This window comes from Streptomyces sp. NPDC058307 (assembly GCF_042880295.1).
GTDB lineage: Bacteria > Actinomycetota > Actinomycetes > Streptomycetales > Streptomycetaceae > Streptomyces.
Genome location: NZ_JBHVYZ010000052.1, coordinates 1 through 16,452 on the forward strand (window position 1 = coordinate 1; position 16,452 = coordinate 16,452).

17 protein-coding genes and 1 pseudogene are annotated in these 16,452 nt (G+C 72.0%); 8 read left to right on the top strand and 10 right to left on the bottom strand.

Features of this window, described 5'->3' with window-relative positions; genetic code table 11:
* Positions 1-215 precede the first annotated feature (215 nt).
* Together ACFVYN_RS30260 and ACFVYN_RS30265 are read right to left on the bottom strand one after the other, a co-directional pair.
* Positions 216-989 carry a hypothetical protein gene (locus ACFVYN_RS30260; protein ID WP_390004135.1) on the bottom strand — a complete coding sequence of 258 codons (774 nt, stop codon included), beginning with the start codon at positions 987-989 and terminating at the stop codon, positions 216-218.
* Between the two features lie 127 nt (positions 990-1,116).
* Entirely contained in the window at positions 1,117-2,790 is a 1,674-nt protein-coding gene (locus ACFVYN_RS30265) for a PucR family transcriptional regulator (protein WP_390004138.1), read from the bottom strand.
* A 343-nt stretch (positions 2,791-3,133) separates the two neighbouring features.
* Here ACFVYN_RS30265 and ACFVYN_RS30270 point away from each other — a divergent pair, with 343 nt between their 5' ends.
* The 5 genes from ACFVYN_RS30270 (at position 3,134) to ACFVYN_RS30290 (ending at position 9,793) form a co-directional block, all read left to right on the top strand.
* Entirely contained in the window at positions 3,134-4,024 is an 891-nt protein-coding gene (locus ACFVYN_RS30270) for an FAD binding domain-containing protein (RefSeq protein WP_390004141.1), read from the top strand.
* The gene (locus ACFVYN_RS30275) at positions 4,024-4,572 is read left to right on the top strand and encodes a (2Fe-2S)-binding protein (RefSeq protein ID WP_390004143.1); all 549 of its coding nucleotides are present in this window, start codon (positions 4,024-4,026) and stop codon (positions 4,570-4,572) included. Before ACFVYN_RS30270 ends, ACFVYN_RS30275 begins: the two co-directional genes overlap by 1 nt.
* A 1-nt stretch (position 4,573) precedes the next feature.
* Positions 4,574-6,964, top strand: a complete 2,391-nt coding sequence (locus tag ACFVYN_RS30280) for a xanthine dehydrogenase family protein molybdopterin-binding subunit (protein WP_390004145.1) — start codon at positions 4,574-4,576, stop codon at positions 6,962-6,964.
* A gap of 170 nt (positions 6,965-7,134) precedes the next feature.
* Positions 7,135-8,592: an NCS2 family permease gene (locus tag ACFVYN_RS30285; RefSeq protein WP_390004148.1), complete on the top strand. Its 1,458-nt coding sequence runs from the start codon at positions 7,135-7,137 to the stop codon at positions 8,590-8,592.
* A 46-nt stretch (positions 8,593-8,638) separates the two neighbouring features.
* A complete protein-coding gene (locus ACFVYN_RS30290) occupies positions 8,639-9,793 on the top strand; it encodes an XdhC family protein (RefSeq protein WP_390004151.1) in 1,155 nt (384 codons plus the stop codon).
* A 119-nt stretch (positions 9,794-9,912) separates the two neighbouring features.
* Here the strand turns inward: ACFVYN_RS30290 and ACFVYN_RS30295 are convergent, their stop codons facing one another.
* On the bottom strand, positions 9,913-10,344 hold the full coding sequence (locus tag ACFVYN_RS30295; protein ID WP_390004153.1) for an SRPBCC family protein: 432 nt from the start codon (positions 10,342-10,344) through the stop codon (positions 9,913-9,915).
* A gap of 170 nt (positions 10,345-10,514) precedes the next feature.
* Between ACFVYN_RS30295 and ACFVYN_RS30300 the strand changes: the two genes are divergently transcribed.
* Positions 10,515-11,087, top strand: a complete 573-nt coding sequence (locus ACFVYN_RS30300; protein ID WP_390004156.1) for an HAD-IIIA family hydrolase — start codon at positions 10,515-10,517, stop codon at positions 11,085-11,087.
* Between the two features lie 3 nt (positions 11,088-11,090).
* Here ACFVYN_RS30300 and ACFVYN_RS30305 read toward each other — a convergent pair whose 3' ends face one another.
* The 3 genes from ACFVYN_RS30305 to ACFVYN_RS30315 all read right to left on the bottom strand — a co-directional run bounded on the left by ACFVYN_RS30305 (position 11,091) and on the right by ACFVYN_RS30315 (position 12,549).
* Positions 11,091-11,399, bottom strand: coding sequence for a DUF3040 domain-containing protein (locus ACFVYN_RS30305; RefSeq protein WP_390004159.1), 309 nt, complete (start codon positions 11,397-11,399; stop codon positions 11,091-11,093).
* A gap of 68 nt (positions 11,400-11,467) precedes the next feature.
* Positions 11,468-12,109 (bottom strand): DUF305 domain-containing protein, encoded by a 642-nt coding sequence (locus ACFVYN_RS30310; protein WP_390004162.1) that lies wholly within the window; start codon positions 12,107-12,109, stop codon positions 11,468-11,470.
* Between the two features lie 53 nt (positions 12,110-12,162).
* The gene (locus ACFVYN_RS30315) at positions 12,163-12,549 is read right to left on the bottom strand and encodes a DUF6153 family protein (RefSeq protein WP_390004165.1); all 387 of its coding nucleotides are present in this window, start codon (positions 12,547-12,549) and stop codon (positions 12,163-12,165) included.
* Between the two features lie 146 nt (positions 12,550-12,695).
* Between ACFVYN_RS30315 and ACFVYN_RS30320 the strand changes: the two genes are divergently transcribed.
* A complete protein-coding gene (locus ACFVYN_RS30320; protein ID WP_390004169.1) occupies positions 12,696-13,559 on the top strand; it encodes an isocitrate lyase/phosphoenolpyruvate mutase family protein in 864 nt (287 codons plus the stop codon).
* Here the strand turns inward: ACFVYN_RS30320 and ACFVYN_RS30325 are convergent.
* From ACFVYN_RS30325 to ACFVYN_RS30340, 4 genes are all read right to left on the bottom strand, one after another.
* Entirely contained in the window at positions 13,522-14,169 is a 648-nt protein-coding gene (locus tag ACFVYN_RS30325; protein WP_390004171.1) for a hypothetical protein, read from the bottom strand. The genes ACFVYN_RS30320 and ACFVYN_RS30325 overlap by 38 nt on opposite strands.
* A 124-nt stretch (positions 14,170-14,293) precedes the next feature.
* Positions 14,294-15,004 (bottom strand): DUF1775 domain-containing protein, encoded by a 711-nt coding sequence (locus ACFVYN_RS30330; protein WP_390004174.1) that lies wholly within the window; start codon positions 15,002-15,004, stop codon positions 14,294-14,296.
* Positions 15,005-15,073: 69 nt separating this feature from the next.
* Entirely contained in the window at positions 15,074-15,700 is a 627-nt protein-coding gene (locus ACFVYN_RS30335; RefSeq protein ID WP_390004176.1) for a hypothetical protein, read from the bottom strand.
* Between the two features lie 72 nt (positions 15,701-15,772).
* Positions 15,773-15,997: a twin-arginine translocase TatA/TatE family subunit gene (locus ACFVYN_RS30340; protein WP_390004177.1), complete on the bottom strand. Its 225-nt coding sequence runs from the start codon at positions 15,995-15,997 to the stop codon at positions 15,773-15,775.
* A gap of 223 nt (positions 15,998-16,220) precedes the next feature.
* Here ACFVYN_RS30340 and ACFVYN_RS30345 point away from each other — a divergent pair.
* Positions 16,221-16,412: pseudogene (locus ACFVYN_RS30345) on the top strand (hypothetical protein); the annotation flags it as partial.
* Positions 16,413-16,452 lie beyond the last annotated feature (40 nt).

Genomic DNA, 16,452 nt, shown 5'->3' on the forward strand with positions numbered 1-16,452 from the left:
CGCTGCGGGCGGACACCCCCCACCCCGTCCCCTGCCCGCCGTACGCGGCCAACGGTCCATCGTTGGCGCGCGGTCCGGCGAACGGCCCGTGGTGGCTAACGGTCCCTACTGGCGCAGGGCGACCGCTACCTCCTGGGGGCGCGGGGAACCGCGCGACCAGCCACAACGCACCCGCAGCCGCCCGACAACCTCACCCGGCACGCCCGTAGGCGGATTCACGCCGTAGCCGCCGGTGGCGTCAGCTGGCGGGACAGCCATGTGGGTACGCCGCCCAGCAAGCGGTACAACCGCCGTGCCTCCTCGCGGAGTCGGGATGCCTCCGGCTCGGCCTCCGCGTCCGCCAGGGACGCGAGGGCCGGGGCTGTTCCTACCAGGTAGCCCAACTCCTCGCGGATCCTCAGTGATTCGGCGAAGCCGTGCCGCGCCTCGGCCAACTCGCCTTCGCGCAGGGCCAGTCCGGCGAGGTGGCGCCAGGTGAAGGACAGGAGCAGGGGGTCGGACTGGGCCGTGGCGCCCGCGTGGGCGCGGCGGTAGGCGGCTCGGGCCGACTGGGGGGAGCGGGTCAGGTTCTCCGCCAGCAGGCCCCGGCGGAAGTCCAGCAGAGCCCGCCCAGGAGCCCCCGGAGGGATCAGCGCCGCCGCCCGCCCCAGCGCCGCCCGCGCCTCGTCCGCGCGGTCCCGGACCCCGTGGAGCGTCGAGGCGTACGCAAGGTGCCCTCGTTCACAAGCGGCCGCTCCCCGTTCCTCGTCGCTGTGGGCCAGTGCCTCGGCGGTGCGCAGCGCGTCCTCCGCCTCGGGCCAGCCCTGCTCCGTGTACAGGCAGCGTTCCACCAGAAGTGCGGCTCTCTGCAGGGCCGCCGGTGCGGTGACCGGTTGGATCAGGGCGGCCGCGTCGGCCCAGCAGGCCCGTGAGCGCAGCCGCCATACCGCGGTCTGGAGTGGATCGTCACCGGCGGTCGTTCCGTTACCAGACATGGCGGTATGCGCCACGTTGCCCTCCCCGAGCGCGCCGTCGAGCTTTGAGTGGTGGCGGCATCTCAGCACGAAACGACGGGCCCGGCCAAGGGGGTGGGTGAAGGAATTCACAAAGTCGTGGGAGTCCGGGGGGTCGCGGAGGTCAGCTCATCCGCAGTGCCAGGAAGAAATCCAGCTTGTCCTCCAGGCGTGACAGGTCCCGGCTCGTCAACTGCTCGATCCGTCCGACGCGGTAGCGCAGCGTGTTGACGTGCAGGTGGAGGCGGGTCGCGCAGCGCGTCCAGGAGCCGTCGCAGTCCAGGAAGGCCTCAAGGGTCGGGATCAGCTCGGCCCGGTGGCGGCGGTCGTAGTCGCGGAGCGGGTCGAGGAGGCGGGCGGTGAAGGCGCGGCGTACGTCGTCGGGGACGAAGGGGAGCAGCAGGACGTGCGAGGCGAGTTCCTGGTGGCCTGCCGCGCAGACCCGGCCTGCGCGGGCCGCCGCCACCCTGCGGGCGTGGCGGGCCTCCTCCAGGGCGCCGCGCAGGCCCTCCGCCGAGTGGACCGACGCGCTGACGCCCAGGGTGACCCTGCCGTCGTCGTCCAGGCCTGCCGACAGGGGGTCCCGGACCGATTCCAGGAGGGCGTCCGCCAGGATGCCTGTCTCCGAGCCGTCGTGTTCGATCGAGACCGCGGGCAGGGGGACCAGCGCGATCGCCTCGTCGCCGGTGTGGGCCACCGCTATGCGGTCGGAGGGTTCGGGGCCGGTCGCCTGCGGGTCCACCAGGATCTCCTCCAGGAGGGACTGGGCCATGGCACCGCCCTCCAGGTCGCCGTCCTGCCATTCGACCTTCGCCACCACGACCTGCCAGTGCGGGGCCGCTCCCAGGCCGGGCAGGAGGACGGGGGCCGCCACGCGCAGGCGGGCGGCGATCTCGGCCGGTGCCGCTCCCGTCTGGACCAGTTCCAGGACCTCCTGGGCCAGGCGGCGGCGGACCGTACGGGCCGCGTCCCTGCGGTCCCGCTCGACGGCGATCAGCTGGGTGACGCCCTGGAGCAGGTCCAGGCGCTCCTCCGGCCAGTCGCCGGCGTCCGCCTCCACGGCGAGCAGCCAGTCCGACAGGACCGTCTCGCGTACGTCCCTGGAGGCCTGCGCGGAGCGGCCGCTGCTGCGGACCGGGAAGAGGGAGTACGTCGACGAGCCGAGCGTGACCCTGTGCGGGCCCCGGCGGCCCGTGCGGGCCGCGGCCAGGTGTTCCGCCGCGAGCTTCGCGCAGATGTCCGCCGGGAGGCCGGGGCCCGCCACCTTCGGGCCCGCGATCAGGCGGCCGGTGGGGGACAGGACCCAGGCGCGCAGGTCCAGGTCGGAACCCAGGAGGTCGAGGACCACGTCCGGGCCGCCGCCCGCCGGGCCCGAGGTCATCATGCGCCGGTGGCGGTCCACCACAGCCGCCAGGTCGCCCGCGCGCTCTCCGGAGACCTGCCGTACGACATGCTCGGTGATCGTCGCGAAGGCCACCGACTCGTGCACCGCGAACAGCGGGAGGCGGTGCCGGGCGCAGGCGACGGCCAGGTCCTCCGGGACGTTGCCCAGTTCGGCCTCGCCGGCCGCCAGCGCCACCACTCCGGCCTGCACCAGGAGTCGTACGAAAGGCTCCGAGTCGGCGGCGTCCCGGCGCCAGGCGAGGCCCGTCAGGACCAGTTCGCCGCCCGAGAGGTAGCGGCTGGGGTCGCGCAGGTCCGTGGTCATCACACCGCGCACCGTGCGGTCCAGTTCGTCCTCGCCGCCGAGCAGCCGCAGGCCCAGCGCGTCGGTGTCCAGCAGTGCGCGCAGCCGCATTCTCGTCGCCGCCGTTCTTTGTCTCGAAATCTACGATGGGGGGGAGGGGGTGGTGGAGGGGAGCGGCTTTTCGCCCACTCCGGGGCTGTGTCCCAGGTCACGCGGGCTGTGTCGCCCGTTTCCGCAGGAAAACATAGAGGTTACCGAGGACCTCCGTTCATACGAATCTACAAGATGAGGGCCGCGACCAGCCAACTCCTTCATGGTTTCCGTGACTGACCCCGTCGGAGTACACGGCTGTGTACTGGCTTCATTCCGCGTAAACAGCACATGAACGAGCCGGGCCCGCCGCACCCGATCTGGCTCGATCCGTACGATCACGAGACGTAGAAGAGAGCCGGTCATGGACTTCCTTCGCCCCGCCAGCTGGGAGGAGGCGCTCGCCGCGAAGGCCGAGCACCCCACCGCTGTGCCCATCGCGGGCGGCACCGACGTGATGGTCGAGATCAACTTCGACCATCGGCGGCCCGAGTACCTGCTCGACCTGAACCGCATCTCCGACCTCACCGAGTGGGAGGTCGGCGAGGATTCCGTGCGGCTCGGCGCCTCGGTGCCGTACACCCGCATCATGGAGCACCTGCGCGGCGAGCTCCCGGGCCTGGCCCTCGCCTCGCACACCGTGGCCTCCCCGCAGATCCGCAACCGCGGCGGTGTCGGCGGCAACCTCGGCACCGCCTCCCCGGCCGGTGACGCCCACCCCGCCCTCCTCGCCGCCGGCGCCGAGGTCGAGGTCGAGTCGGTCCGGGGGTCCCGGCTCATTCCGATCGACGAGTTCTACACCGGCGTGAAGCGCAACGCGCTGGCCGCCGACGAGCTCATTCGTGCCGTGCACATCAAGAAGGCGGACGGGCCCCAGCAGTTCAGCAAGGTGGGGACCAGGAACGCCATGGTCATCGCCGTGTGTGCCTTCGGGCTCGCCCTGCATCCCGAGACGCGGACCGTGCGGACGGGGATCGGTTCGGCCGCTCCCACACCCGTTCGGGCGAAGACCGCCGAGGAGTTCTTGAACGCCGCTCTGGAAGAGGGTGGGTTCTGGGACAACGGCAAGATCATCACCCCTTCGGTCGCCAAGCAGTTCGCGGACCTGTGCGCCGCCTCCTGCAGCCCGATCGACGACGTCCGGGGCACGGCGAGCTACCGCCGCCACGCGGTCGGCATCATGGCCCGCCGCACGCTGACCTGGACCTGGGAGTCCTACCGCGGCACCGCCGCCACCACGGAGGGAGCTGCGTAATGCGCGTCAACTTCACTGTCAACGGACGTCCGCAGGAAGCCGACGACGTGTGGGAGGGCGAGTCCCTGCTGTACGTGCTGCGCGAGCGGCTCGGGCTTCCGGGTTCGAAAAACGCCTGTGAGCAGGGGGAGTGCGGGTCCTGCACGGTCCGGCTGGACGGCGTCCCGGTGTGCTCGTGTCTCGTGGCCGCCGGGCAGGTCGAGGGGCGCGAGGTCGTCACCGTCGAGGGGCTCGCGGACTACGCCAAGCAGCGTGCGTGCGGGCACCGGGCGCCGGAGGGGCAGGACTCCCAGAAGGACTCCCACACCGGCGAGGGCACCGAACTCTCCCCGGTCCAGCAGGCGTTCATCGACGCCGGCGCCGTCCAGTGCGGCTTCTGCACACCGGGGCTGCTGGTCGCCGCCGACGAGATGCTGGAGCGCAACCCCAACCCGAGCGACGCGGACATCCGCGAGGCGCTCTCGGGCAACCTGTGCCGCTGCACCGGCTACGAGAAGATCATGGACGCGGTACGCCTCGCGGCCGCCCGGCAGGGAGAGGCGGTCTGACGTGTCCACTCCTAACGGCACTCCCACCAAGATCACCCAGGGTTCGAAGACCAAGGGCGGCATCGGCGAGTCCACGCTGCGCCCGGACGGCACCCTCAAGGTCACCGGCGAGTTCGCGTACTCGTCCGACATGTGGCACGAGGACATGCTCTGGGGGCAGATCCTGCGCTCGACCGTCGCGCACGCCGAGATCGTGTCCATCGACACGAGCGAGGCCCTCGCGCTGCCGGGCGTGTACGCCGTCATGACCTACGACGACCTGCCGACCGAGGTGAGGAACTACGGGCTGGAGATCCAGGACACCCCGGTCCTCGCCCACGGCAAGGTCCGGCACCACGGTGAGCCGGTCGCCATCGTCGCCGCCGACCACCCGGAGACGGCCCGCCGCGCCGCCGCCAAGATCAAGGTCGAGTACCGCGAGCTGCCCGTCATCACCGACGAGGCCTCCGCGACCGCCCCCGACGCGATCCTCGTCCACGAGGGCCGCGACGACCACCACGTCGGGCACGTCCCGCACCCGAACATCGTGCACCGGCAGCCGATCATCCGCGGTGATGTCGAAGAGGCCTCGAAGCAGGCCGAGTTCGTCGTCAAGGGCGAGTACACCTTCGGCATGCAGGACCAGGCCTTCCTCGGTCCCGAGTCGGGTCTCGCCGTGCCGGACGAGGACGGTGGCGTCCACCTCTACGTCGCCACCCAGTGGCTCCACTCCGACCTGCGGCAGATCGCCCCGGTCCTCGGGCTGCCCGAGCGCAAGGTCCGTATGACGCTGTCCGGCGTGGGCGGGGCCTTCGGCGGCCGCGAGGACCTGTCGATGCAGATCCACGCCTGTCTGCTGGCACTGCGCACCGGCAAGCCCGTCAAGATCGTCTACAACCGGTTCGAGTCCTTCTTCGGTCACGTCCACCGGCACCCGGCCAAGCTCTACTACGAGCACGGAGCCACCGCCGAGGGCAAGTTGACCCACGTCAAGTGCCGGATCGTCCTGGACGGAGGCGCGTACGCCTCCGCCTCGCCGGCCGTCGTCGGCAACGCCTCCTCGCTCGGCATCGGGCCGTACGTCGTCGACGACGTCGAGATCGAGGCCATCGCCCTCTACACCAACAACCCGCCCTGCGGCGCGATGCGCGGCTTCGGCGCGGTACAGGCGTGCTTCGCCTACGAGGCGCAGATGGACAAGCTGGCCGACGCGGTGGGCATGGACCGGGTGGAGTTCCGGCAGCTGAACGCCATGGAACAGGGCACGATCATGCCGACCGGCCAGCCGGTGGACTCGCCCGCCCCAGTGGCCGAACTCCTGCGCCGCGTCAAGGCGATGCCGCTTCCTCCGGAGCAGCAGTGGCTCGCGGCCGGCGAAGCGGCCGACGTACGGCAGCTGCCGGGCGGACTGTCCAACACCACCCACGGCGAAGGCGTCGTACGGGGTGTCGGCTACGCGGTCGGCATCAAGAACGTCGGCTTCTCCGAGGGCTTCGACGACTACTCCACGGCGAAGGTCCGCATGGAGGTCGTCGGCGGCGAGCCCGTCGCCACCGTGCACACGGCCATGGCGGAGGTCGGCCAGGGCGGGGTCACCGTCCACGCGCAGATCGCCCGCACCGAGCTCGGGGTCGCACAGGTGACCATTCAGCCCGCGGACACGCAGGTGGGCAGCGCCGGTTCGACGTCCGCGTCGCGCCAGACGTACGTCACCGGCGGCGCCGTCAAGAACTCCTGCGAGCTCGTCCGGGAGAAGGTCCTGGAGCTCGGGCGCCGCAAGTTCGGTTCCTACCACCCCGCCTGGGCCACCGCCGAACTGCTCCTGGAGGGCGGCAAGGTCGTCACCGACGGCGGCGAGGTCCTCGCGGACCTGGCCGACGTACTGGAGGGCGAGAGCGTCGAGGTCGAGGCGGAGTGGCGGCACCGGCCCACCGAGGCCTTCGACCTGCGCACCGGGCAGGGCTTCGGACACGTCCAGTACTCCTTCGCCGCCCACCGCGCGGTCGTCGAGGTCGACACCGAGCTCGGTCTTGTCAAGGTGATCGAGCTGGCCTGCGCCCAGGACGTCGGCAAGGCGCTGAACCCCCTGTCCGTCATCGGCCAGATCCAGGGCGGTACGACCCAGGGCCTGGGCATCGCGGTGATGGAGGAGATCATCGTCGACCCGAAGACGGCGAAGGTCAGGAACCCCTCCTTCACGGACTACCTGATCCCCACGATCCTCGACACGCCGACCATCCCCGTCGACGTGCTCGAACTCGCCGACGACCACGCGCCGTACGGGCTGCGCGGCATCGGCGAGGCACCCACCCTGTCCTCGACCCCGGCCGTGCTCGCGGCGATCCGCAACGCGACCGGGCTGGAGCTCAACAGGACGCCGGTACGCCCGGAACACCTCACGGGCATGGCATAGCGGGTCTCTCCGGGCGGCACCGGGACGTCACACCTCGCCGCGCCGCCCGGAGTACCCAGTTCGTTCGTCTCGGGCCGTCCCCCGGGTCGTGCGGCCGAAACACCTTCCCAAATCCCGCAGCCGTAAAGGCGGTTGACGGGTGCCCCTGTGAACCTTGGGAGTAGGCCCACATGACCCAGCAGTCACTGGAGCCGGCGACCGTCGCCGACGACGCGGGAGAAGGCACTCGCGTCCCGGCCGGCAGGTCCTGGCTCGACCGGTACTTCCACATATCCCGGCGAGGATCCACGGTCGCGCGTGAACTGCGCGGCGGCGTCACCACCTTCATGGCGATGGCGTACATCCTCCTGCTCAACCCCCTGATCCTGTCCGGCAAGGACGCGGCGGGGGACACGCTCGGCCAGAAGGCACTGATCACCGCGACCGCGTTCGCGGCGGCCCTCACCACGCTGCTGATGGGCTTCTTCGGCAAGGTGCCCCTCGCCCTCGCCGCCGGCCTCTCCGTCTCCGGCGTGCTGTCCTCGCAGGTCGTGCCCGTGATGACCTGGCCGCAGGCCATGGGCATGTGCGTGATGTACGGCGTGGTCATCATGCTGCTGGTCGTCACCGGCCTGCGCGAGATGATCATGAACGCGATCCCGCTGGCCCTCAAGCACGCGATCACCATGGGTATCGGCCTGTTCGTCGCCCTGATCGGCTTCTACAAGGCCGGCTTCGTCCACCAGGGCAAAGCCACCCCGGTGACGCTCGGCCCGACGGGCGAACTCGCGGGCTGGCCCGTCCTGTTGTTCGCCCTCACCCTTCTCGCGATCTTCATGCTCCAGGCGCGAGGCGTCCCCGGCGCGATCCTGATCGGCATCCTCGGCGGAACCGTACTGGCCGTGATCCTCAACGCCACCGGTGCCGGCGACCCGAAGCAGTGGGCGAGCGGCGCCCCCGAACTGCACGGCGGCGCGGTCTCCATGCCCGACTTCTCGATCTTCGGGCACGTCGAGTTCGGCGGCTGGGGCGAGGTCGGCGCGATGACGGTGGGCATGATCGTGTTCACGCTCGTGCTCGCCGGGTTCTTCGACGCGATGGCCACCATCATCGGCGTCGGCACCGAGGCGAAGCTCGCCGACGCGCAGGGCCGGATGCCGGGCCTGTCCAAGGCCCTGTTCATCGACGGCGCCGGCGGTGCGATCGGCGGGGTGGCCGGTGCCTCGGGCCAGACCGTGTTCGTCGAGTCGGCGACCGGGGTGGGCGAGGGCGCCCGTACCGGCCTGTCGTCCGTCGTCACCGGACTGTTCTTCGCGGCCTGTCTCTTCTTCACCCCGCTCACGGCGATCGTGCCGGGAGAGGTCGCGGCCGCCGCCCTGGTGGTGATCGGCGCCATGATGATGATGAACGCCCGCCACGTCGACTGGGCCGACCGCGCCACCGCGATCCCCGTCTTCCTGACCGTCGTGGTCATGCCGTTCACCTACTCGATCACGGCGGGTGTCGCCGCGGGCGTCATCTCGTACGTCGCGATCAAGGTCGCGCAGAGCAAGGCGCGGGAGATCGGCGCCTTCATGTGGGGGCTGACGGTGATCTTCGTGGTGTACTACGCCCTCAACCCGATCGAGAGCTGGATGGGCGTGCACTAGCCGCCCGAACACCCCTGTACGCGACCGCTGTTAAGGAGACCGAGACATGCTGGACATCGCCGACGAGCTCAACCGGTGGGTCGAGCAGGGACGCGACTTCGCCGTGGCCACCGTGGTGGCTGTCGGCGGCAGCGCGCCCCGCCTGCCGGGAGCCGCCCTCGCGGTGGACGCCGACGGCACGGCGATCGGCTCGGTCTCCGGCGGCTGTGTGGAGGGCGCGGTCTACGAACTGTGCCAACAGGCGCTTCAGGACGGGGAGTCGGTCCTCGAACGCTTCGGCTACAGCGACGAAGACGCCTTCGCCGTCGGCCTGACCTGCGGCGGGGTCATCGACATCCTCGTCACCCCGGTCCGGGCCGGCGACCCCGTCCGTACGGTCGTCGCGGCAGCGCTCGAAGCCGCGGCGAAGGGGCGGGCTGCGGCGCTGGCGCGGATCGTCTCCGGGCCGCGGGAACTCGTCGGCCGCGCGCTCGTCGTACGACCCGATGACCCGTCCGGTCACGGCGGTTTCGGCGCCCATCCCGAGCTGGACCGCACGATCGCCGCCGAGGCCGGCGCGTTCCTGGACGCGGGCCGCACCGGGACTCTGGAGATCGGCGAGCAGGGCTCGCGCTGCGGCGCCCCGCTCACCGTGCTCGTCGAGTCCTCCGTGCCACCGCCCCGGATGATCGTGTTCGGCGCGATCGACTTCGCGTCGGCGCTCGTCCGGATCGGGAAGTTCCTCGGTTACCAGGTCACCGTGTGCGACCCGCGCCCCGTCTTCGCGACGAAGGCGCGCTTCCCGGAGGCCGACGAGATAGTCGCCGAGTGGCCGCACCGGTACCTGGAGCACACGCAGGTCGACGCCCGGACGGTCCTGTGCGTGCTGACCCACGACGCGAAGTTCGACGTCCCCCTGCTCCAACGGGCGCTGCGCCTCCCGGTCGCCTACGTCGGCGCCATGGGCTCCCGCCGCACCCACCTCGACCGCAACGAACGCCTGCGCGAAGTCGGTGTGACCGAGCTGGAGTTGGCGCGGCTGCGGTCACCCATCGGCCTCGACCTCGGCGCTCGGACACCCGAGGAGACGGCCCTGTCGATCGCCGCGGAGATCGTCGCGAACCGGAGGGGCGGCAGCGGGGTCTCCCTCACCGGCGCGCACACGCCGATCCATCACGACGCGACGTCGGTACCGGCCCGCCGCATCGGGTCGGTGGCCTGAGCGGACACCTGGGGCCGGTCCGGCCACGCGAACGCGCACCGCGGACCGCCGCCCCGGCTTCGTCCACCCGCACGGCCGTACCCTCAACCGCCGTCATGGCGCCCACCGTTGCAGGTCCTTCAGGCGCTTCGCAGCAGCCGGTTCAGCGCGCGACCGAACACCGACCTGGCCGCCACTCCCAGCAAGGGTTCGGGGAGCAGGGCAACCCGCAGCTGCTCGCGCCAGATCACGCGCGCCCGGCCTCCCGGGCCCGGGTGCACCTCCAGTTCGGCCCAGCCCCTCACCACCCGGCCCCGCTTCTCCAGACGGCACAGGCCGGAAACGCCCTCCGCAGGCGGGCGCCAGACCGTGACCTCCATGGGGTCGTCGAAGCCGAGCGGGCCGATCCCCGAACGGGCGACGACGAGGGTGCCCTCGGCCGTCGGCCCCGGCGGCACGACGGTGACGCGGGTCAGGGGGACGGCCTCGCCGTGGCGGGGCCACTGAGTGAGGCGGCGCCAGGCCTCGTCCTGGGAGAGCGGGGCCGTACGTTCGAGCAGGAAGGTGACCACGAGCCGATCTTAGGGAGTCGGTCCTGCTCAGCGGGGATTTCACAGGGGTCTCACATGCCCGGTGCCCGGGTGCACCTGGCCCGGAAGATCGCGTCCGGCCGCATGGACCGGCCCCACGCGGTTACTCGCGGAGAGGGAAGAAGTGCACGCGAGAGCCGGGAGGTAGCCGTATGACGCGCGTGCGTACGGTGCTGTTCGACCGTGACAGCATCCTCGCCGAAGACCCGCTCGACCCCGAACGGGTGCGCCCGGCGCCCGGTGCCCGCGAAGCGCTCGACATGCTGCGACAGCACGACGTGCGCACCGGGTTCGTGGCGCTGCGACCGGGCGCCCGGCACCACCGGCTCAGCGACGCCGACGTACGGGCCGTCAACCACCGCGTCGACGAACTCCTCGGCCCCTTCGACATCTGGGGAGTGTGCCCGCACGGCCCCGACGACGGCTGTCACTGCCGTCCGCCCGAACCGGGCCTGATCCTCTGGGCGGCGGGCCGGGTGTGCACCGCGCCGGCCGACTGCGCGGTCGTCGGTACCGCCGCGGACGCCGAGGCCGCGGCCCGGGTGGGCGCCCACGGGATCCTCGTACCGGACGAGCGGACCCGGCCTGAGGAGACGGCACGGGCCGATCATGTGGCGCCGGACGTCCTGACCGCCGTACGCGCGCTGCTCACCGGGCCGCCGCAGGGGCGGGTCCTGGTCGACGAGCGGCCGATCGAGTCCGCCTTCGAGAACGGCGAGGCGTGACGGTCAGGGTTCCGTCCAGCGGCACAGCAGGCGGAACACCGCGAACAGGGCCAGGGGCCAGACGGCCGCGAAGGCCCAGATCACCGCGGGCCGCGAGGTGACGATGCCCGTCACCATGAGCGTGATCGACACCGCGAGCAGCAGGCCCACGGTCAGGACGTGCGGCCGGTAGTGCGTCACCCGGGACAGGTCCGGCCGGCGGCGCAGCCGCCCGGTGCGCATCCGGCGGTCCAGGCGGCGGTCGCGGCGCAGGGCGCGTTCCACCTCGTCCAGGATGCGCTGTTCGTGATCGGGGAGTCGCTCTGTCGACACGGTCGCTCCTCGTGGATCCGGCGAGTCCTTCTCCGGGTGCCCGGAGAAGGACTCTGCGAACCGTCCGGTCAGCCCCCGTAGTTCTCGCCGCGGAGCTTCTTCATCTCACCGATCTCGGCGGTCTGCGTGGTGACGATGTCACCGGACATGGCCTTGGCGGCCCGGTACTCGCCCTTGGTCTGCTCGGTCCCGGCCATCTCTACGGCGCCCTCGTGGTGCTCGACCATCATGGTCAGGAACATGGAGTCGAAGTCCTTGCCGGACGCCTTCTCCAGCTTCTCCATGTCGGCGCCGTCCATCATTCCGGCCATGCCGGAGTGCGCCGAGTGGTCCATGCCGGGCATGTCCCCTGCCATGTCCTCGGGGACCTTCTCGCCCCAGGTCTTCAGCCAGCCGGACATGGTCTCGATCTCCGGGCCCTGTGCCTTCTCGATCCGGGCGGCGAGAGCCTTGACCTCGGAAGACGAGGCCCGGTCGGCGGCCAGTCGGGCCATCTCCAGGGCCTGCCGGTGGTGCGGGATCATGCCCTGCGCGAAGGAGACGTCCTGCGCGTTGTGGGCGTCGGCCGAGGTCTCGGCGGACACCGAGGGCGACGAGGCGGCCGAGCCGCTGTCGTCGCTGTCGCCGCCGCAGGCCGTGAGGGTGAGGGCGGCGCTCACGGCGACCGCCGCGAGACAGGCACGGCGGATCAGGGTACGGGTGATGCGCATGCTGGAACTCCAGTGCTGGGAAAGGGATCTGGACGTGACGGAGCACGTCGTGTCTAGATCCGCAGGAGCTGGAGTTCCGCGAGGGAGGGCGGCGCGCGGGCACCGTCCCGGGCCGTGACCGTCTGGGCGCACGGGTCGACCGTGCCCAGGGTGCTTCCCGACGGGTCGGGAACGAGCGCGGGCAGCGCGGGCCCACCGCTGACGGCCCCCGAAACGCAGGTCGCGTCCGCGTGGTGGAGGTGGCCCGAGCCGCAGCCGTCGTGACAGACCGTGTCGACGGCGGCGGTGACCGTCGTCAGGTGCGGGGACCTGCCCTCGTGCCCGGCCATGCCGCCACCGGGGGCCAGGGCGTGCATGCCCAGCACCCCGACGAGCAGCCCGAGCAGGAGCAGCGCCCGCCACAGGGGCGGACGCGCGGCGGGCTGCTCGGAGTTGATCATCGGGCTCATTCTAGAGGGGGCTGTAGCAGGGTTGTGCGTCAACGCCGTCCGACCTACGTACGGCCCGGCACCGCCCTCCGTTCAGAGCGCCTCGGGCGTACGTTCTCCGGGAGCACGTCGAGGGGCGGCGGGCCGGGAAGGACCGTGTGGACACCGAGAGCCGGGCCAGGGCACAGCGCTTCGCCGAACTGCACCGGGAGGGCTGCTTCCTGCTCCCCAACGCGTGGGACCTGGGCAGTGCCCGGATCCTGGAGGCGGCCGGGTTCCCGGCCGTGGCGACCACGAGCGCGGGCGTCGCGTTCTCCCTCGGCCGGCCCGACCACGACTTCTTCGCCGAACAGCCGCCCGAGGACCGCGTCGACCGCGACACCATGCTGGGCCGGGTCCGCGAGATCGCGCACGGGATCGCCGTACCGCTGAGCGCGGACCTGGAGGACGGCTACGGCGAGTCGCCGGAGACCGTCGCCACCACCATCGCGAGGACCCTCGCCGCCGGAGCCGCGGGCGGCAACATCGAGGACTTCACCGGCGACCGCACCCGTCCGCTCTACGACCCGAACCTTTCCGCCGACCGCGTCCGTGCCGCCCGCGAGACCCTGGCGGCCGACGGCGAGCCCTTCGTCCTGGTCGGTCGCACCGACGCGCTCCTGGTCGGCGGCACGCTCGACGAGGCCGTACGGCGGGCCAACGCCTACCTGGAGGCCGGAGCCGACTGCGCGTTCGTCCCCGGCGCCGCCGACGCCGAGACCATCGGCACACTGGTCCGCGCGCTCGACGGCCCCCTCAACGTCGTCATGGGCCTGACCGGCGACGCCCTCTCCCTCGACGACCTACGCGGACTCGGCGTCCGGCGGGTCACGGTCGGCGGCAGCATCGCCCGTGCCATGTACCGCCATCTGCTCGACGCGGCAAGGGAGTTGGCCGACCTGGGCACCTTCTCGTACGCCACCGGCCAACTCTCCCAGACGGAACTCAACGACCTGTTCCGGCAGGGCCGGAGGCAGGACTGAATGAAGGGCCAGTGGCAGAGCTGGAGGACGGCAGCACGCAGCTCGGCGCCTCGGGCGCGTCCTCGGCGTGCCGCGTCAGCGAGCAGACCGTCCGCAGCGCGACCTTCCAGTCGCCGTCCTGGAGTACGGCCGCCCCCGGGCCGCCGGTGTCCAGCCGACGCCCCTCGCGCGTGAGGTCGTAGGCCACCTCGGCGCGCACGTCCGAGGTGTACGACACGGAGGTCACCTCGGCGCGCAGCTTGCTGCCGCTCGGGTCGCGGAAGAGGTTGTCGATCATCAGGGCGTTCTCGTCGCCGTCCTCGACCACGTCACTGCGCTGGTCCAGGGAGGACTCCGGGTCGAAGAGGACCGTCCACGCCTCCCGGATGTCCCGCTCCGCCTGCTCCGGGTCCGAGGGCGCGGTCGCGGTCGGTGCCGGGGAGACGGAGAGGGAGGGGGAGACCCCGGCCGTGGTGGGGGCCGACGAGCCGGTGACGGAGGGGCTGCCCGTGCGGGAGGTCCCCTCGTCACCGCTGTCGCCGTCGTCGCAGGCTCCGGTGAGGACCAGGGCGGCGACGGTCAGGGCCACCGCCCAGGTCCCGTGCCGTGCGGGGGAGGTCGCGCAGGTCATGGCACTCCATCTCCGGGTACGCCGTGTGGCTGGCCTACCCGGAGGCAGCGGATTCATCCGGGGTCCGGGGGAAAACCCCCGGACCGGGTGCCCCTACCGCTCGGACCCCCTACCGCTCGGACCCCTACTGCTCGGTGCCGCCCGGCCGCCGTACCGCGAGGACCACCGCGGCCACCGCCACGAGGACGCCCGCGCCGATCCCGGTCCAGGCGCCCGCGGACAGCCCGCCCTCGTCGTCCTTCTCCGTGCCGGCGGCCTGCGGGGAGGCGGCGGGCTCGGTTTCCACGGCTGGCGGGGCCGGGCTCTCGGAGACGCTCGGGGAGGGGCTGACCGGCTTCGCGCCCGCTGCCGCCGCCTTCAGCTTCAGTGTGGGCGCCGGGTTCTCGCCGTTCTCGTCCAGCTCGATCCAGCGGTCGACGTGCCCGTCGCCGTAGGTCTGCAGGGTCTTGAAGGGCACCTCCTTCGCGTCGGGCAACTGCCGTACGACGACGGTGTACTCGGCGCTCTCGCCGGTCTTCAGTTCCGCGCCCTTGACGCTGTAGCCGTCGTCGGTCGCACTGAACTTCCAGCCCTTCGGGCCCTTGCCGTACGTCACGTCGGCCGGGGCGATGCCCTCGGGCAGGACCACCCGGACCTCCTTGATCCCGGAGGTGTCGGACTCGGCCTCGGCGTGGAAGGAGACGGTGACGTTCTCGGCGAGGGCCTGCGCCTTGTCGGCCTCGACCTCGGTGTGGGCGGCGGCGGGAACGGCGGTCAGCAGTACGGCCGTTGCGGCTCCGGCGGCGGCGACGGACAGACGGGACAGGGGGATACGGGACAGGGGGATACGGGACATGGAGGTCTCCAGGCAGGGGGTACGGCGGGGCGGCCGTCCGGTGTGGGCCGGAGCGGCGTCCCCTCGGGGTCAGTGGGCGAGCGCTGCGCTCGTCGCCGGAGGACCCCGCCGTACCACCGCGTGCGCCAGCAACGGCCATGCCGTGAGCGGCCGTTCGTCGTACGTCGCCGCGACCGTCACCGTGGCCGTCGGCGTGGGTGACGCGGGCCGGGTGAACAGCAGTCGGGCCGCGGCCAGTCGGTCCCGTACCGCGTCGAGCGCCGCCGTCACCCCGCGGGCCAGGCTCCAACAGGCCGCGTCCGCGCGGTGCAGCAGGACGGCGACGAGCGCGGCGGCCAACGAGTGGGCCGCCGTCATGGCCAGGGAGTCATGGAGCCGCTCGTGCCACGCCGAGTGGGCGTCGTGCACATGGCCGCCGGAGTGCCGCGCGGCTGCGGTGAGCGTCAGCCACAGATGCAGCCCGGACTGTCCCGCGACACTGCACGCGACGACCGTCGCCAGACTTCTGGGGCGCTGCACACCGACGAGGCCCACCGCGAAGAGCACGGCCGTCGCGGCGGCACCGTGGCCCCAGGGCACCGGGCCCTCGGCGAGCAGATGATGGGCACTGATCCCGAGCACCGTGCCGACGACGGCGAACACCGTGGCCCGCAGAACGGGCAGTGGCGCGCGAGTGGGCGTGGCCGGCAGGTGCATGGCCCGCTCATCATGGATCATCGCGGGGCCGGGCGGCAGGGAAACCGTGGACGGGTACGGACGCGGGGAGTCTCAGCGGCTGCCGGACCCCGGCTCGGTGCCCCCGCCGGTTCCGGGCCGCAGGACCTCCCCCTGGATGACCTGGGGTTCCGGCCGGCCCTCCTGCGCCGCGCGGGCCTCCGCCTTCAGGATCCGCGCCGACCTGCCCGCCGTACGGACCAGTTCCGGGCCCTTCTTGACGGCGATGACCGCGATGACGACGAGCAGGATGACCGCGAGCTCGCTCAGTCCGAACATGGGAAGGCCTCCGTCGGGGGTGACGCCGAGGTCGGACGAGACGCCCGCCGGACCGGCAGCGTACCCGCACTCCCGGCCGGGTGTCCCCACAGGTTGCTTTGCCCGTCCTTTACTATTGGGTACGACCTGCCCCGACAACAAGGAGCCACAGTTCCGCGATGGGTGAGCCTCCCAGTACCGGCCGTGCCGCGTCCCGCACAGACGGACGGGCGGAGGTGAAACGGTGACCGAGACAGTGCTGCTTGCGTCGGCCCTCCTCCTCACCCTGGCCTGTGCCGTGTCCGTCGCGGCCGAGCTCTCCCTGGCCACCGTCGAGCGCGGTGACCTGGAGCGGGCCGCCGAGGCAGGTGAGCGCGGCGCCGAGGGCGCGCTGAAGGCCGTACGCCGGCTCACCTTCCAGCTCTCCGGCGCCCAGCAGCCTGCGCCCGGCCACCGCGTGAGCGCCGGACGGGCAC

Coding starts and splice junctions, on each gene's coding strand:
- ACFVYN_RS30265 (WP_390004138.1), bottom strand. CDS start 2,790: ATGCGGCTGCGCGCACTGCTGGACACCGACGCGCTGGGCCTGCGGCTG.
- ACFVYN_RS30270 (WP_390004141.1), top strand. CDS start 3,134: ATGGACTTCCTTCGCCCCGCCAGCTGGGAGGAGGCGCTCGCCGCGAAG.
- ACFVYN_RS30275 (WP_390004143.1), top strand. CDS start 4,024: ATGCGCGTCAACTTCACTGTCAACGGACGTCCGCAGGAAGCCGACGAC.
- ACFVYN_RS30285 (WP_390004148.1), top strand. CDS start 7,135: ATGACCCAGCAGTCACTGGAGCCGGCGACCGTCGCCGACGACGCGGGA.
- ACFVYN_RS30290 (WP_390004151.1), top strand. CDS start 8,639: ATGCTGGACATCGCCGACGAGCTCAACCGGTGGGTCGAGCAGGGACGC.
- ACFVYN_RS30300 (WP_390004156.1), top strand. CDS start 10,515: ATGACGCGCGTGCGTACGGTGCTGTTCGACCGTGACAGCATCCTCGCC.
- ACFVYN_RS30310 (WP_390004162.1), bottom strand. CDS start 12,109: ATGCGCATCACCCGTACCCTGATCCGCCGTGCCTGTCTCGCGGCGGTC.
- ACFVYN_RS30315 (WP_390004165.1), bottom strand. CDS start 12,549: ATGATCAACTCCGAGCAGCCCGCCGCGCGTCCGCCCCTGTGGCGGGCG.
- ACFVYN_RS30325 (WP_390004171.1), bottom strand. CDS start 14,169: ATGACCTGCGCGACCTCCCCCGCACGGCACGGGACCTGGGCGGTGGCC.
- ACFVYN_RS30330 (WP_390004174.1), bottom strand. CDS start 15,004: ATGTCCCGTATCCCCCTGTCCCGTATCCCCCTGTCCCGTCTGTCCGTC.
- ACFVYN_RS30335 (WP_390004176.1), bottom strand. CDS start 15,700: ATGCACCTGCCGGCCACGCCCACTCGCGCGCCACTGCCCGTTCTGCGG.
- ACFVYN_RS30340 (WP_390004177.1), bottom strand. CDS start 15,997: ATGTTCGGACTGAGCGAGCTCGCGGTCATCCTGCTCGTCGTCATCGCG.